13 protein-coding genes are annotated in these 13,271 nt (G+C 60.2%); 11 read left to right on the top strand and 2 right to left on the bottom strand.

What is annotated here, in order from left to right:
• Positions 1 to 142 precede the first annotated feature (142 nt).
• The 6 genes from tkt to G7W63_RS04515 all read left to right on the top strand — a co-directional run bounded on the left by tkt (position 143) and on the right by G7W63_RS04515 (position 7,168).
• On the top strand, positions 143 to 2,143 hold the full coding sequence (gene tkt / locus G7W63_RS04540) for a transketolase (RefSeq protein WP_166253790.1): 2,001 nt from the start codon (positions 143 to 145) through the stop codon (positions 2,141 to 2,143).
• On the top strand, positions 2,143 to 3,198 hold the full coding sequence (locus G7W63_RS04535; RefSeq protein ID WP_166253787.1) for a type I glyceraldehyde-3-phosphate dehydrogenase: 1,056 nt from the start codon (positions 2,143 to 2,145) through the stop codon (positions 3,196 to 3,198). The genes tkt and G7W63_RS04535 overlap by 1 nt, the downstream gene beginning before the upstream one ends.
• A 125-nt stretch (positions 3,199 to 3,323) precedes the next feature.
• On the top strand, positions 3,324 to 4,484 hold the full coding sequence (locus G7W63_RS04530; RefSeq protein ID WP_166253784.1) for a phosphoglycerate kinase: 1,161 nt from the start codon (positions 3,324 to 3,326) through the stop codon (positions 4,482 to 4,484).
• Positions 4,485 to 4,549: 65 nt separating this feature from the next.
• Complete coding sequence (fba, locus tag G7W63_RS04525; protein WP_166253781.1) at positions 4,550 to 5,614, top strand: class II fructose-bisphosphate aldolase; 1,065 nt, start codon at positions 4,550 to 4,552, stop codon at positions 5,612 to 5,614.
• Between the two features lie 225 nt (positions 5,615 to 5,839).
• The gene (locus G7W63_RS04520) at positions 5,840 to 6,811 is read left to right on the top strand and encodes a DnaJ C-terminal domain-containing protein (RefSeq protein ID WP_166253778.1); all 972 of its coding nucleotides are present in this window, start codon (positions 5,840 to 5,842) and stop codon (positions 6,809 to 6,811) included.
• Positions 6,812 to 6,826: 15 nt separating this feature from the next.
• A complete protein-coding gene (locus tag G7W63_RS04515) occupies positions 6,827 to 7,168 on the top strand; it encodes a chaperone modulator CbpM (RefSeq protein ID WP_166253775.1) in 342 nt (113 codons plus the stop codon).
• Between the two features lie 35 nt (positions 7,169 to 7,203).
• On the opposite strand, the gene G7W63_RS04510 is transcribed toward G7W63_RS04515, so the two are convergent.
• Positions 7,204 to 7,377 (bottom strand): DUF6435 family protein, encoded by a 174-nt coding sequence (locus G7W63_RS04510; RefSeq protein WP_166253772.1) that lies wholly within the window; start codon positions 7,375 to 7,377, stop codon positions 7,204 to 7,206.
• Positions 7,378 to 7,531: 154 nt separating this feature from the next.
• Here G7W63_RS04510 and G7W63_RS04505 point away from each other — a divergent pair, with 154 nt between their 5' ends.
• Positions 7,532 to 8,386 (top strand): DUF6502 family protein, encoded by an 855-nt coding sequence (locus G7W63_RS04505; RefSeq protein WP_166253770.1) that lies wholly within the window; start codon positions 7,532 to 7,534, stop codon positions 8,384 to 8,386.
• Positions 8,383 to 8,808: a hypothetical protein gene (locus G7W63_RS04500; RefSeq protein ID WP_166253767.1), complete on the top strand. Its 426-nt coding sequence runs from the start codon at positions 8,383 to 8,385 to the stop codon at positions 8,806 to 8,808. The genes G7W63_RS04505 and G7W63_RS04500 overlap by 4 nt, the downstream gene beginning before the upstream one ends.
• A gap of 117 nt (positions 8,809 to 8,925) precedes the next feature.
• On the opposite strand, the gene G7W63_RS04495 is transcribed toward G7W63_RS04500, so the two are convergent.
• On the bottom strand, positions 8,926 to 9,894 hold the full coding sequence (locus tag G7W63_RS04495) for an NAD(P)H-dependent flavin oxidoreductase (protein ID WP_166253765.1): 969 nt from the start codon (positions 9,892 to 9,894) through the stop codon (positions 8,926 to 8,928).
• A 72-nt stretch (positions 9,895 to 9,966) separates the two neighbouring features.
• Between G7W63_RS04495 and G7W63_RS04490 the strand changes: the two genes are divergently transcribed.
• The 3 genes from G7W63_RS04490 (at position 9,967) to G7W63_RS04480 (ending at position 13,149) form a co-directional block, all read left to right on the top strand.
• Positions 9,967 to 10,704, top strand: coding sequence for a DsbA family protein (locus G7W63_RS04490; protein WP_166253763.1), 738 nt, complete (start codon positions 9,967 to 9,969; stop codon positions 10,702 to 10,704).
• 172 nt (positions 10,705 to 10,876) lie between these two features.
• The gene (locus G7W63_RS04485; protein WP_166253760.1) at positions 10,877 to 12,280 is read left to right on the top strand and encodes a DEAD/DEAH box helicase; all 1,404 of its coding nucleotides are present in this window, start codon (positions 10,877 to 10,879) and stop codon (positions 12,278 to 12,280) included.
• A gap of 35 nt (positions 12,281 to 12,315) precedes the next feature.
• Complete coding sequence (locus tag G7W63_RS04480; RefSeq protein WP_166253757.1) at positions 12,316 to 13,149, top strand: CvfB family protein; 834 nt, start codon at positions 12,316 to 12,318, stop codon at positions 13,147 to 13,149.
• Positions 13,150 to 13,271: the final 122 nt, after the last annotated feature.

Raw genomic sequence — 13,271 nt, 5'->3', positions numbered from 1 at the left:
CCCGTTAAGGCCGGGACTCTTGCCTTCCCGCAACGCCCCAGTATGCACACTGATTTGCTCCGGTGGTCACTAATCGGCGAAAATACGCGCCTTATTTTTTGTACGATCTACCCCATGCCCCTCGCAACTGGAGAAACAGTCAATGCCGTCTCGTAAACAACTCGCCAACGCCATCCGTGCGCTCAGCATGGATGCGGTTCAGAAGGCCAAGTCCGGGCATCCGGGTGCGCCCATGGGGATGGCAGATATCGCTGAGGTTCTGTGGAACGACTACCTGAGCCACAACCCGGCCAATCCTGACTGGGCCAACCGGGACCGCTTCGTGCTGTCAAACGGGCACGGTTCCATGCTGCAGTACTCGCTGCTGCATCTGAGTGGCTACGACCTTTCCATGGACGACCTGAAGAATTTCCGGCAGCTGCATTCGCGCACGCCCGGCCATCCGGAATACGGCTACACGCCAGGCGTCCAGACCACCACCGGTCCCCTGGGGCAGGGCATCGCCAACGCCGTGGGCTTTGCGCTGGCGGAAAAGACCCTGGCGGCCCAGTTCAACCGGCCGGGTCATGAGATTGTTGATCACTACACCTACGCTTTCCTGGGCGACGGCTGCCTTATGGAAGGTATCTCCCACGAAGTGGCCTCCCTCGCCGGTACTCTGGGGCTTGGTAAGCTGGTGTTTTTCTACGATGACAATGGCATTTCCATCGATGGAGAGGTTGAAGGCTGGTTCACCGACGATACCCCCAAGCGGTTCGAATCCTACGGCTGGCAGGTTATCCCGGCCGTCGACGGCCACGACGCCGATGCGGTCAAGGCGGCCATTGAAGCTGCCCGGGCCAATACCGCCCAGCCCACCCTTATTTGCTGCCGCACGGTAATCGGCTTCGGAGCGCCCAACAAGCAGGGTACCGAAAGCTGCCACGGCGCGCCTCTTGGTGACGAGGAAGTCGCCCTGGCCCGGGAAAACCTGGGCTGGAAGCACGGTCCTTTCGAGGTGCCGGAAGACGTTTACGCAGGCTGGGACGCCAGCAAAAAAGGCGCTGCCGCAGAGAAGTCCTGGCAGAAGGCCTTTGATGCCTATAAAAAAGCTGAACCGGAGCTGGCGGCAGAGTTCGAGCGGCGCATGAGTGGTGAGCTGCCAAAGGACTTCGCGGAAAAAGCCACCGCCTATATCCGTGCCTGCCAGGACAAGGGCGAGACCATTGCCAGCCGCAAGGCGTCCCAGAATACCCTGAATGTATACGGCCCCATGCTGCCCGAGTTGCTGGGAGGCTCTGCCGACCTGGCCGGCTCCAACCTGACCATCTGGAACGGCAGCAAGGGTTTGACCAGAGACGATGCCAGCGGTAACTACATCTATTACGGTGTGCGCGAGTTCGGCATGGGCGCGATCATTAACGGCCTGGCCCTGCACGGCGGTTTCGTACCCTACGGCGCCACCTTCCTGATCTTCATGGAATACTGCCGCAACGCCGTGCGCATGGCGGCATTGATGAAGCAGCGCGCCATTATGGTGTTCACCCATGACTCCATCGGTCTGGGTGAAGACGGTCCTACCCACCAGCCGATAGAGCAACTGGCCAGCCTGCGCACCACCCCAAACATGAGCGTCTGGCGTCCGGCGGATGCGGTTGAATCCGCGGTCGCCTGGAAGGCAGCCCTCGAGCGTAGCGATGGCCCGTCTGCCTTGGTGTTCTCACGTCAGGCTCTGCCTCACCAGGCCCGCGATGACAAGCAGTTGGCCAATGTCGCCAGGGGCGGCTATGTACTTTCAGACAGTGACGGCACGCCCGAACTGATCCTTATCGCCACCGGTTCCGAAGTGGGCCTGGCCCAGGACGCGGCTGATGTTCTGCGCGACAAGGGTCGCAAGGTCCGGGTTGTGTCCATGCCATCGACCGACGTCTTTGAAGCTCAGAGCGCCAAGTACAAGCAGCAGGTCTTGCCCCTGGACGTGACCAACCGTATCGCCGTTGAAGCAGGCATCGAGGACTACTGGTACAAGTACGTGGGCCTGGACGGTCGCATTGTTGGCATGAGCAGCTTTGGTGAATCAGCGCCGGCAGGGGAGCTGTTCAAGGAGTTCGGTTTCACGGTAGACAACCTGGTTTCCGTGGCCAAGGACCTTCTGGATAATTGATGAGTCGACCCAAGGCGCCCTATCGTATCGCGATCAATGGTTATGGCCGTATTGGCCAGTGTGTGCTGCGCGCGATCTACGAAAACGGCTACCGGGACCGTCTACAGGTGGTGGCGATCAATGAGCTGTCGGATATCGACACCATCGCCCACCTGACCAAGTATGATTCGACCCATGGGCGTTTCCAGGGCGATGTCCGGGTTGAAGACGAGGTACTGATCATCAACGGCGATCGTATCGAGGTGGTCAGTCAGGAAGATCCGTCCCATTTGCCCTGGGGTCTCCTCAGGGTGGATCTGGTGTTGGAATGCTCCGGCTCGTTTTCCAGCCGCGATACCGCCGAGGTTCACCTGGGTGCCGGAGCCGGCCGGTTACTTTTTTCCCAGCCGGCGGAATCCGATGTGGACCGAACGGTGGTGTTCGGTATCAATGAAGGCGACCTTCAGGTGACCGACCGGATCGTTTCCAGCGCCTCCTGTACCACCAACTGCATCGTGCCGGTGATCAAGGCGCTGGACGAGGCATTGGGCGTGGAGTTCGGCAACACCACCACCATCCATGCCGCCATGAACGACCAGCCGGTCATTGATGCCTACCATCATCAGGACCTGCGGCGCACCCGCAGCGCACTGCAGAACATCGTGCCTGTGGATACCGGCCTGGCCCGGGGCATAGAACGCCTGCTGCCGGAGATGGAAGGGCGGTTCAGTTCGGTCGCCATGCGTGTACCCACCATGAACGTGTCTGCCATCGACCTCACTGTGAACGTCCGGGAAGCGACCACCATCGAGGCGGTGAATGACCTGCTGAAGGAAGCCGCCTCGGTAGGGCCGCTACGTGGCATCCTGGGCTACACCGATGAATTGCTGGCCAGCTGTGATTTCAATCACGACCCGCGCTCGGGCATTGTGGATGGTGGTCAGACCCGGGTGACCGGCGGGCGGATGGTAAAAGTGCTGTGCTGGTTTGATAACGAATGGGGTTTTGCCAACCGCATGCTGGATGTGAGCCGGAGTTGGCTCTGCCTGCAGGACGACGGTGAGGCCGACAAATGATCAATGGACGCTGTCAGGACACCCGGGCGCAAGACCTGGGAGGCAGCCCTTGTGCTCTGGGTGAGCAGTCTGGTCACGGATCAGATGCCTGAATTCAACCCTGACAATTAAGGAAGAGAAGCATTATGGCCATTAAGAAGATGACTGATCTGGATCTTGCCGGTAAGCGCGTGCTAATCCGGGAAGACCTCAACGTGCCGGTCAAGGACGGCAAGGTCACCAGCGACGCCCGTATCCGTGCCTCACTGCCCACCATCAAGGCAGCTATCGAAGCCGGCGGCCGGGTCATGCTGATGTCCCACCTGGGCCGACCGGAAGAGGGTGTGTTTGACGAAGCCTCCTCCATGAAACCGGTGGCGGAGCACCTGTCCGGCCTGCTGGGTCAGGAGGTCCGGCTTGCCAAGGATTACCTGGACGGCATTGAGCTTGCGGACGGGGAAGTGGTGCTGTTCGAGAACGTCCGTTTCAACAAAGGCGAGAAAAAGGATGATGAAGACCTGGCCCGCAAATACGCTGCACTGTGCGACGTCTATGTGATGGATGCGTTTGGTACTGCCCACCGCGCCCAGGCTTCGACCCACGGTGTTGCCCGGTTTGCGCCGGAAGCCTGCGCCGGCCCCTTGCTGGCGGCTGAACTTGAAGCCCTGACCAAGGCCCTGGATGCGCCCACCCAGCCGGTGGTGGCCATTGTCGGAGGCTCCAAGGTGTCCACCAAGCTCGACGTGCTCATCGCCCTGTCCCGTATCTGTGACCAGTTGATCGTCGGCGGCGGTATAGCCAATACTTTCCTGGCCGCGGCCGGTTATTCTGTCGGCAAGTCTCTGTGCGAGCATGACTTGGTCGAAACCGCCAAAGAGATTGCCGGCCGCGTGAACATCCCGCTGCCCAGGGACGTTGTGGTTGCGAAAGCGTTCTCTGAAGACGCCGAAGCGGTGGTCAAGGCCATAGACGATGTGGCAGACGACGAGATGATTCTAGATGTCGGTCCCCAGACCGCCAGCGAGTTTGCCCAGTTGCTCAAGTCGTCCAGGACCATACTGTGGAACGGACCTGTGGGTGTGTTCGAGTTCGAGCAGTTCGGTCATGGTACCAAGGCTTTGGCCCATGCCATCGCTGAAAGTGATGCCTTCTCTCTGGCCGGCGGTGGTGATACCGTCGCGGCCATCGACAAGTACGGCATTGCTGATCAGATTTCCTATATTTCCACTGGGGGAGGTGCCTTCCTGGAGTTTGTGGAAGGTAAAGTGCTGCCAGCGGTTGCGGTTCTGGAAGAACGCGGCCACTGACATGCGATAGCGCCGGGCCGCATCTGGAGGCCCGGCAGTAGATTGTATTAACGAGGAGATTTTTCATGGCCCTTATTTCGATGCGCCAGTTGCTCGACCATGCAGCTGAGCATGGTTACGGAGTGCCTGCGTTCAACGTCAACAACCTTGAACAGATGCGTGCAATCATGGAGGCGGCCGACAAGACCGACTCCCCGGTGATCGTGCAGGCGTCCGCCGGCGCCCGCAAATACGCCGGTGCCCCGTTCCTGCGTCACCTGATACTGGCGGCGGTGGAAGAGTTTCCTCATATTCCGGTGGTCATGCACCAGGATCATGGCACCAGCCCGGCCATCTGCCAGCGGTCGATCCAACTGGGCTTCAGCTCGGTGATGATGGACGGCTCCCTGGGCGAAGACGGCAAGACGCCCATGGATTACGAGTACAACGTGGATGTCACCCGTCGTACCGTGGACATGGCCCACGCCTGCGGCGTTTCTGTGGAAGGCGAGCTGGGCTGCCTGGGTTCCCTGGAGACAGGGCAGGCCGGTGAGGAAGACGGCATTGGTGCAGAAGGCACCCTGGATCACAGCCAGATGCTAACCGATCCCGAGGAAGCGGCCGACTTCGTCAAGAGAACCCACGTGGACGCCCTGGCCATCGCCATCGGCACCAGTCACGGCGCCTACAAGTTCACCCGGCCACCGACCGGTGACATCCTGGCCATCGACCAGATCCGCGCCATCCACAAGCGCATTCCGGACACCCACCTGGTCATGCACGGCTCCAGCTCGGTGCCCCAGGAGTGGCTGGAGATCATCAACCAGTACGGTGGCGAGATCCCCGAAACCTACGGCGTGCCGGTGTCCGAAATCGTCGAGGGTATCAAGCACGGGGTTCGCAAGGTCAACATCGATACCGACCTGCGTCTGGCAAGCACCGGCTCCATCCGGCGTTTCCTGGCCAAGAACCCGGCTGAGTTCGACCCGCGGAAATACCTGAAAGAGTCGGTCAAGGCGATGAACGAGGTGTGTGTCGCCCGTTACGAAGCCTTCGGCACCGCCGGTAACGCCAGCAAGATCAAGCCCATGAACCTGGAGGAAATGTTCGGACGCTACGAGCGTGGCGAGCTGGATCCCAAAGTAAACTGAGTTCTGAACGGGTTGGCCTGAGCCCGGGCGATTTCGCTCCGGGCCAGGCAGCTCAGCCTTCTGCCCGGCTTGCCGGGTTCCTGCCTCTCTGTAATTGCCGCTTTTCCTGACCCCAGTCAACACTCCTTCTCCGCCCCGACTTGTATTCTCAGGCATTGCATCAATTGTATCGGGTAGAGAACACAGCCTGTTCTGGTTGTTTTACTGTTCAAACGCGAGGCAGCAATGGACTTCAAGGATTACTACTCAGCGCTTGATGTGAGCGAGTCGGCGTCGTCCGAGGAGATCAAGAAGGCGTACCGCAAGCTGGCGCGGAAATACCATCCCGATGTCAGCAAGGAGCCCAACGCCGAGGACCGCTTCAAGGATATCGGTGAAGCCTACGAGGTACTGAAAGACCCGGACAAGCGGGCAGAATACGACCAGTTGCGTAAATACGGCGCCCAGAGTGACGGCTCCTTCGAGCCACCTCCCGGCTGGCAGAGTCGGTCGCCCTTTGGCGGTGGTGGTTACACCGAAGCCAATGCTGAACAGTTCAGTGACTTCTTCGAATCCATATTTGGTGAAGGCGGCCGCCGCCGTGGTGCGGGCCCGGGCGGCTTCGGTTATAGCCAGAGCATGCGGATGCGGGGGGAAGATGTGCACGCTCGCATTGCCCTGTTCCTGGAAGAAGCGCTTAATGGCTGTGAAAAGCAGGTCAGCTTCAATGTTACGGAAGCCGACCCCCAGGGCAGGCCCGTTAATCGCCGCAAGACCCTGAAGGTCAAGATTCCCGCCGGTATGCGGGAGGGCCAGCATATCCGTCTCAAGGGCCAGGGCTCTCCGGGCGTAGGCGGTGGCGAAAACGGTGATCTGTTTATTGAAGTGGAGCTAGCACCCCATCCGGTGTTCACCGTTGACGGTCGTGATATCCAGCTCACCCTGCCCATTGCGCCCTGGGAAGCCGCTCTCGGCGCCAGTGTGCCGGTGCCGACGGTGGGCTCGCGGGTCAATCTCAAGATTCCCAAAGGCTCCACCAGCGGCCAGAAACTCAGGCTCAAGGGCAAAGGCTTTCCCGGCAAGCCGGCAGGGGACCAGATTGTCATTCTGCAGGTGGTTCTGCCCCGGGAACACAGCGAAAAAGCGGAAGCCCTCTATCGCGAACTTGCCGAGGTCGAGAGCGATTTCGACCCTCGCAGCCAGATGATGAAGATGTGATCGGGAGACTAGATCATGGCACGTCGAGACGATGAAGCCCCAAGAGTAACCGTGGACCCGTCAGTCACCTTCACGCTGCTTGAGTTATGCGAGCACGGCGAGGTCCATGCCGAGTATGTGATCAAACTGGTCAACTACGGTGTGATTGCACCGGTGACCGAGGTGTCACCCCGGGACTGGGAATTCGATCTGGATGCCCTGGCCAGGCTTCGCAAAGCCCAGCGACTGCAGCGGGACCTCAAGATGAACCTGCCCGGCCTGGCCATGTCCCTGGAGCTTCTGGACGATGTCCACCAGCTCCGGCGCGAGGTGGAGCGCCTGCGTCGGCAGTTGCATCAGTTCATGCGGGAGAGTTAGTTAGCCGCTGAACTCCACCGCGAGGTGAGGGCAGGTCAGGCCTGCTTTTCCATTTCCTGGAGCCTTGCATACATGGCCTCAGCTTCCTGGGACAACACGGAGTAAGTCCGTATGTCGCCGTTGCGCTGGGCTTGCATGGCCTCGGTCAGTTTCTTCTCATAGTCTTTCTGCAGCTTCCTTTTAGGGTCGCCTTTCAAGAATCCCAGCATGTTTTGTCCTGCCTGTTTTACTCGAGTGTTCAATCCTTTACGCCAGTCTAACCGGAAAGTTCACAAATAGGTGGCGTGATAACGCTGGACTTATAGTGATTTTGGTACTAAATTCCCAAATATACTTTTTATGATGGGAAAATTTTCCCAATTTATGTTACCGACTCATACCAATCAGCTACATCGTGCCCTGGCCAGAATTCTGCGGCCCCTGGCCCGGCTGCTATTGCGCAACGGCATCGCCTTTGGTGAATTCTCCGAACTGGTTAAGCGAGCCTATGTGGAAGCAGCCTATGAAGACTTTCGGCACAACCGCCGTAAGCCCACGGATTCAAAAGCAGCCGTGCTGACCGGGCTGACCCGCAAGGAAATCAGGCGCCTTCGGGAAGCAGGTCCCGAGGTCTCAGACCATACCGCCGGTAGCCACCTCAACAGGGCATCGCGGGTAGTCTCGGGCTGGGTCCGTGACCCGGATTTTCAGGACCCCGAGGGAGCGCCCGCAAGGCTCGATTTTAAAGCCCGCCACGGTTTTCCCGAGCTGGTAAAGCGCTACAGTGGCGATATGACCCCGCGGGCAGTGCTTGATGAGCTGATCAGGGTCGGCGTGGTTGAACAGTCGGACCAGCTGGTGCTGCGCAAGAATGCCTATATCCCCGCCGGCGATGACAGCGAAATGCTGGCCATTTTTGGTGAGGACGTCGGCGACCTTATTGCCGTCATCGACCATAACCTGGCCAGTGAACGGGAACCCCTTTTCCAGCGTACATTGACCTACAACAACGTCCCGCCTGAGATCATGGCCCAGTGGCGGGCCCTCGCTGCCAGCAAGTCACAGGAGCTGCTCAAGACCCTGGACAGATGGCTGGCACCCTATGTCAGGGAGGTGCCGCGGACCGCCGTCGGTGAAAAACAGGTCAGGACGAGGGTTGGTGTGTTTTATTTGGAAGATCCGGTTCAGAAAGACGTGGTCAGCAAAGCGGGCTCCTCTGGCGGGAAGTCGTCACAATGACCTTTTTCCTGGGGCGTACCGGCCCAACCCGATGGGTGCCTACGGAGCTTGCCGCCAGCATGCTGTCGCCGGGTACCCGCAAGGTCATCCATTGCTGGCTCACCGAGCCCCGCTTTCTTGACGCCCATGGGGAGCCCGCCATATTGCTGCTGAACTCTGATGAGCTGGCAGGCTTCGAGGGATTGGTCTGGACTGGTGAGCGCGTGCTGGCACCTGACAGGGTACTGGACGAGCTTCTGACGTCGGGTCTGGCTACGCTCTGTAATGAGACCAGGGAAATACTATTACGGCGTACCGCGTACCGACCCGCGGAGGCACAGGCGCCCTTCAACAGGCGTAAAGCGTCCGTGGGGGCCTCACCTGCGCTTGCCGGCCTGAAGCGTCGCCGTACTGACTATGGCTTCGTCGGCGGACATGATTGAGCCCCAGGTCGGCTCCTCTCAGGCAACCTTAGGCTGAACTTTATGGGCAAGGGACCCGGTTCGGCGAAAGGCCTGGTGCCGCTTTCGGATCCCACCAAGCGTCGTTAGCATTGGGGGCTAGCCCTTGCAGAGCCTCGCTTTGGCGGCCTCATATTCCCGCCTGAGGCGGCTCACCAACTCCGCCGTTGGCACCACATCCCGGATGGCACTGACCCCCTGGCCTGCCGACCATACGGTCTTCCAGGCCTTGGCCTCATCATTGACCGGCTTGAGCTTTTCGCCATAGTTTACCGTTCCGGGCTTGTGCAGCTCGTCCATGGGGAAGCCGCCGGCTTCCAGGCTCTGGCGCATGAAGCTTGCAGGAATTCCCGACACCGCCGGCGTATGGATGATGTCCCCGGACACCGCCTCGATGATCATCTCCTGATAGGCCGCTTCAGCCTGTGATTCGCTTGTGTTGATGAAGCGGGTGCCCATGTAGCCAAGGTCTGCGCCCATGGCCTGGGCTGCAAGAAGGTCCTGGCCATGGGAAAGGGCACCGGCCAGTATCAGGGTACCGTCGAACACCTCCCGTATTTCATGCACCAGTACCAGTGGGTTGACGGTTCCCGCATGGCCACCGGCGCCTGCGGCCACCGCAATAATACCGTCTACGCCGGCTTCCGTTGCCTTGCGGGCATGTTTTTGATTGGTGACATCATGGAACACCAGGCCGCCATAGCTGTGAACCGCCTCCACCACCTTGGTGGCGGCGCCGAGTGAGGTAATCACAATTGGCACCCTGTATTTCACGCACAGCTCCAGGTCGGCTTCCCAGCGCGGGTTGGTTTTATGGACGATCAGATTGACCGCATAGGGCGCCGCCGGCTGCTCGGGCCGGCTGTCGGCGTGGGAGGCCAGGTCCGAGTTCATCTGCTTGAGCCAGTCCTCAAAGCCCTCGCTGGTACGCTGATTGAGGGCCGGAAAACTCCCCACAATGCCGGCCTTGCAGCACGCAAGAGCCAGTTCAGGACCGGAGATCAGGAACATCGGGGCTGCAATCAGTGGCAGAGCAAGGGAATCGCTTAATGAGGTTGGGACCGGCATGGAGGCTCCTGTTACTATTGATCGGAATGACTTAAGAACCATAATCTAACATCAAATACTGCTGGAGAAATCATGGGTGAAGCTAAGCGTCGTCACAATACCGGTGCCCCGGCACCAGGGCCGGGCAAGAAGGGCCGGGGCAAGGCGCCACTGATCGCCGGCGTGGTCGTCGCGCTGGTGGTGATCGTGATTGTGGTTTTTTACCTGACCCGTGCGCCCCAGCCCGGCTCCGATGACCTCCCGTCGGTCCCCGCCACAGCGGATCCGTTCCCGGCTGACCTGGATCGTTACGGGGTGAGCATCGGCGAGCCTGACGCACCTGTGGTGGTGCGGGAATTTGCCGACTACCAGTGCCCGGCCTGCGCCCGATTTGCGCCGGCGGCAGAAAAGCTCAAGGAGCAGTTTATCGACACCGGCGAAGTTCGCCTGGTGTTTTTCGACCTGCCCCTGCAGCAGCATCAGAACGCCATGCCTGCAGCCCAGGCAGCACGATGCGCTAGCGATCAAGGCGAATACTGGGCCATGCACAAGCAACTGTTTGATGCCCAATCGGAGTGGAGCAAATCCGGCTCACCGGTTGATGTGTTTGCCCGTTACGCCGGGGATCTGGGCCTGGACGAGCGCCGGTTCCGCCGGTGCCTGAACACCGAGCTCCACCGGGACGCGGTGGAACAGAGCCGCCGGGTTGCCATGCAGCTTCGGGTGACCAGTACCCCTACGGTCCTTGTGGATAACATTCCACTGACTTCGCCCGGCTGGGGCCAGCTCTCAGCGGTGGTGGAGCGGGAACTGGCGAAGGCTGATCAATAGTCCGGGTGAGCCGGCCGTGGGGCCGGTGAATAAATAATCGATGAGGCCCCCCGGCACGGCTGAAAACCCGTATAATCCAGCCAGTGCCGGGTTGTGTTCCAGTGGCACATTCATTTGCTTCGCTTTCAGTCGTCTTTCGGGGTCCTCGCCCCGGTCTTTGCCAGGGTTATCCATGTCATTCGCTTCACTTGAACTAATCGAGCCGTTGCTCCAGGCCGTTGAACTCCAGGGCTATAAAGAGCCTTCGCCGATACAGCAGCAGGCCATCCCCGGCATTCTGGCCGGTCGTGACATGCTCGCCGCGGCCCAGACCGGCACCGGCAAGACCGGCGCCTTCGTGCTGCCGCTGCTTCAGCGCCTGAATGCGGGCGAACCTGTACGCAGCAACTCGGTGCGGGTGCTGATTCTGACGCCGACACGGGAGCTGGCGGCCCAGGTCGGCGCCAGTGCCGTGCTCTACGGGCGCGAGCTGAACCTGCGCACGGAAGTGGTCTACGGCGGCGTGCGCATCAATCCCCAGATGATGAAGCTCAGAAAGGGTGCTGACATTCTGGTTGCCACCCCGGGCCGGCTGCTGGACCTGCACCGCCAGAACGCGGTCAAATTCGACCAGATAGAGGCCCTGGTGCTGGACGAAGCGGACCGCATGCTGGACCTGGGCTTCCTTGCCGACATCCGCAAGATACTGGACCTGCTACCCGCCAAGCGCCAGAACCTGCTGTTCTCAGCCACCCTGTCCGATGACATCCGCATTCTCGGGCGCGGGTTCATGCATCAGCCGCTGGAAGTGGACGTGAGTCCCAAAGTGATTGCAGCGGCGACCGTCCAGCACGGCCTGTTCCCGGTGGATAAGAAGCGCAAGGGTGAGCTTTTAAGTCATCTGATCCGCACCAAGGGTTGGTCCCAGGCGCTGGTGTTCGTCAAGACCAAAAAGGGCTGCGACCAGCTGGTACGTCAGTTGTGGGCCGATGGCATCCGCTGCACCGCGATCCACGGCGACCGTACCCAGGCCATGCGGACCAAGGCCCTGGACGATTTCAAGGAAGGCAAGATCGGCATACTGGTCGCCACCGACGTGGCCGCCCGGGGGCTGGATATCGAAAGCCTGCCGCTGGTCGTCAACGTGGACCTGCCCCGTGCGGCGGAGGACTATGTCCACCGGATCGGGCGAACCGGCCGTGCCGGCAGCAAGGGCAGGGCAGTTTCCCTGGTGAGCCATGACGAGGTAGTCGAGCTCAGGGCCATAGAGCGATTGCTGAAAAAACGCATCACCCGGGACACCATCAACGGCTTTGAGCCGGAGCATAACGTGCCGGTGTCGCCGGACCCGACGGCCAAGGTGAAAAAGGTCACCAAGCCCAAAAAGCCCAAGCGCTCGAAAGACGGGAAGAGTAAGTTAAAAGGCAGCAAGAAGCCCGCTACCAAAGCGGGTAAGAGTCCAGGCAAAGGACCCGGCAAGGCGCCTGGAAAGGCCTCGGGCAAGAAGCCGCAGTCGGGCGCACCCGCAGAGTCGGGCAGAGACCGCCGGCCGCCCCCGCCCCGGGCACGGCAGGCAGATTCGAACAGTCAGGGCTGACCTGAGTTACGCACAACCATTTCTACGGAGTCATTATGGTGAACGTCGGTCGATACGAGCGCCTGAAAGTTACCCGCATTGAGGACATCGGAGCCCGTCTCGATGCCGGAACCATGGGTGAGTTGCTGCTGCCGGCACGGTATGTGCCCTCCGGCTGCAAGCCCGGTGACCTGCTAATGGTTTTCGTGTCGCTGGATTCGGAAGACCGCCCGATTGCCACCACCGAAAAGGCCAAGGCCCAGGTCGGCGAAGCCGCCTGGCTGAAGGTGGTTTCGGTGACAGAGGTCGGCGCCTTCCTGGACTGGGGGCTGTCAAAGGACCTGTTCGTGCCCTTTTCCGAACAGCGGGTACCGATGCAGGAGGGCCGCTCTTACCTGGTCTATGTGTATGAGGACAACACCGGCAGACTGGCGGCCACCACCAAGCTCAACCGTTTTATCAAGGACCGCGCCGAGGGTCTGACCGAGCGTCAGGAGGTCAGCCTGCTGATTGGCGACCAGACCGATCTGGGCGTAAAGGCCATTGTGAACCACGAGTTCTGGGGCCTTCTGTATCAGGACCAGTTGTTCAAGTCAGTTCGCAAGGGCCAACGCATGTCCGGCTACGTCAAGCGCATCCGGCCGGACGGCAAGATTGAGCTGAGCCTTTACGAGCCCGGTTATGGCAAGGTCAGCGAATTTGCCGAATCAGTGCTGGATGCCCTCAAGAAGAATAACGGCTTCCTGCCCCTCACTGACAAGAGTCCGCCGGAGGCCATCTATGAGACGTTCAACGTCAGCAAGAGCGTATTCAAGCAGGCCATCGGCGCCCTCTACAAGAAGCATCTGATCCTTATTGAAAAAGATGGCATCCGGTTGCAGGACAGCTGAACGGTAACGCCCGGCTCAACCCTTCTATCCGGCGCGCGGTTTGGTTAGAATTCCACCGCGCCGGGCTTACACCCGCTTATACTCCCGGCTTCCAGAAACCATGCTCCGGATTTACGGTCCGG

The organism is Marinobacter salicampi (assembly GCF_011074795.1).
Lineage (GTDB): Bacteria > Pseudomonadota > Gammaproteobacteria > Pseudomonadales > Oleiphilaceae > Marinobacter > Marinobacter salicampi.
The sequence above is the reverse complement of the archived record's forward strand: the minus strand, read 5'-3'. Positions and strand labels throughout refer to the sequence as shown.

Excerpts from the sequence above, each read along its gene's own strand:
- tkt (WP_166253790.1), top strand. The coding sequence starts at position 143 with ATGCCGTCTCGTAAACAACTCGCCAACGCCATCCGTGCGCTCAGCATG.
- G7W63_RS04535 (WP_166253787.1), top strand. The coding sequence starts at position 2,143 with ATGAGTCGACCCAAGGCGCCCTATCGTATCGCGATCAATGGTTATGGC.
- G7W63_RS04530 (WP_166253784.1), top strand. The coding sequence starts at position 3,324 with ATGGCCATTAAGAAGATGACTGATCTGGATCTTGCCGGTAAGCGCGTG.
- fba (WP_166253781.1), top strand. The coding sequence starts at position 4,550 with ATGGCCCTTATTTCGATGCGCCAGTTGCTCGACCATGCAGCTGAGCAT.
- G7W63_RS04520 (WP_166253778.1), top strand. The coding sequence starts at position 5,840 with ATGGACTTCAAGGATTACTACTCAGCGCTTGATGTGAGCGAGTCGGCG.
- G7W63_RS04515 (WP_166253775.1), top strand. The coding sequence starts at position 6,827 with ATGGCACGTCGAGACGATGAAGCCCCAAGAGTAACCGTGGACCCGTCA.
- G7W63_RS04510 (WP_166253772.1), bottom strand. The coding sequence starts at position 7,377 with ATGCTGGGATTCTTGAAAGGCGACCCTAAAAGGAAGCTGCAGAAAGAC.
- G7W63_RS04505 (WP_166253770.1), top strand. The coding sequence starts at position 7,532 with ATGTTACCGACTCATACCAATCAGCTACATCGTGCCCTGGCCAGAATT.
- G7W63_RS04500 (WP_166253767.1), top strand. The coding sequence starts at position 8,383 with ATGACCTTTTTCCTGGGGCGTACCGGCCCAACCCGATGGGTGCCTACG.
- G7W63_RS04495 (WP_166253765.1), bottom strand. The coding sequence starts at position 9,894 with ATGCCGGTCCCAACCTCATTAAGCGATTCCCTTGCTCTGCCACTGATT.
- G7W63_RS04490 (WP_166253763.1), top strand. The coding sequence starts at position 9,967 with ATGGGTGAAGCTAAGCGTCGTCACAATACCGGTGCCCCGGCACCAGGG.
- G7W63_RS04485 (WP_166253760.1), top strand. The coding sequence starts at position 10,877 with ATGTCATTCGCTTCACTTGAACTAATCGAGCCGTTGCTCCAGGCCGTT.
- G7W63_RS04480 (WP_166253757.1), top strand. The coding sequence starts at position 12,316 with ATGGTGAACGTCGGTCGATACGAGCGCCTGAAAGTTACCCGCATTGAG.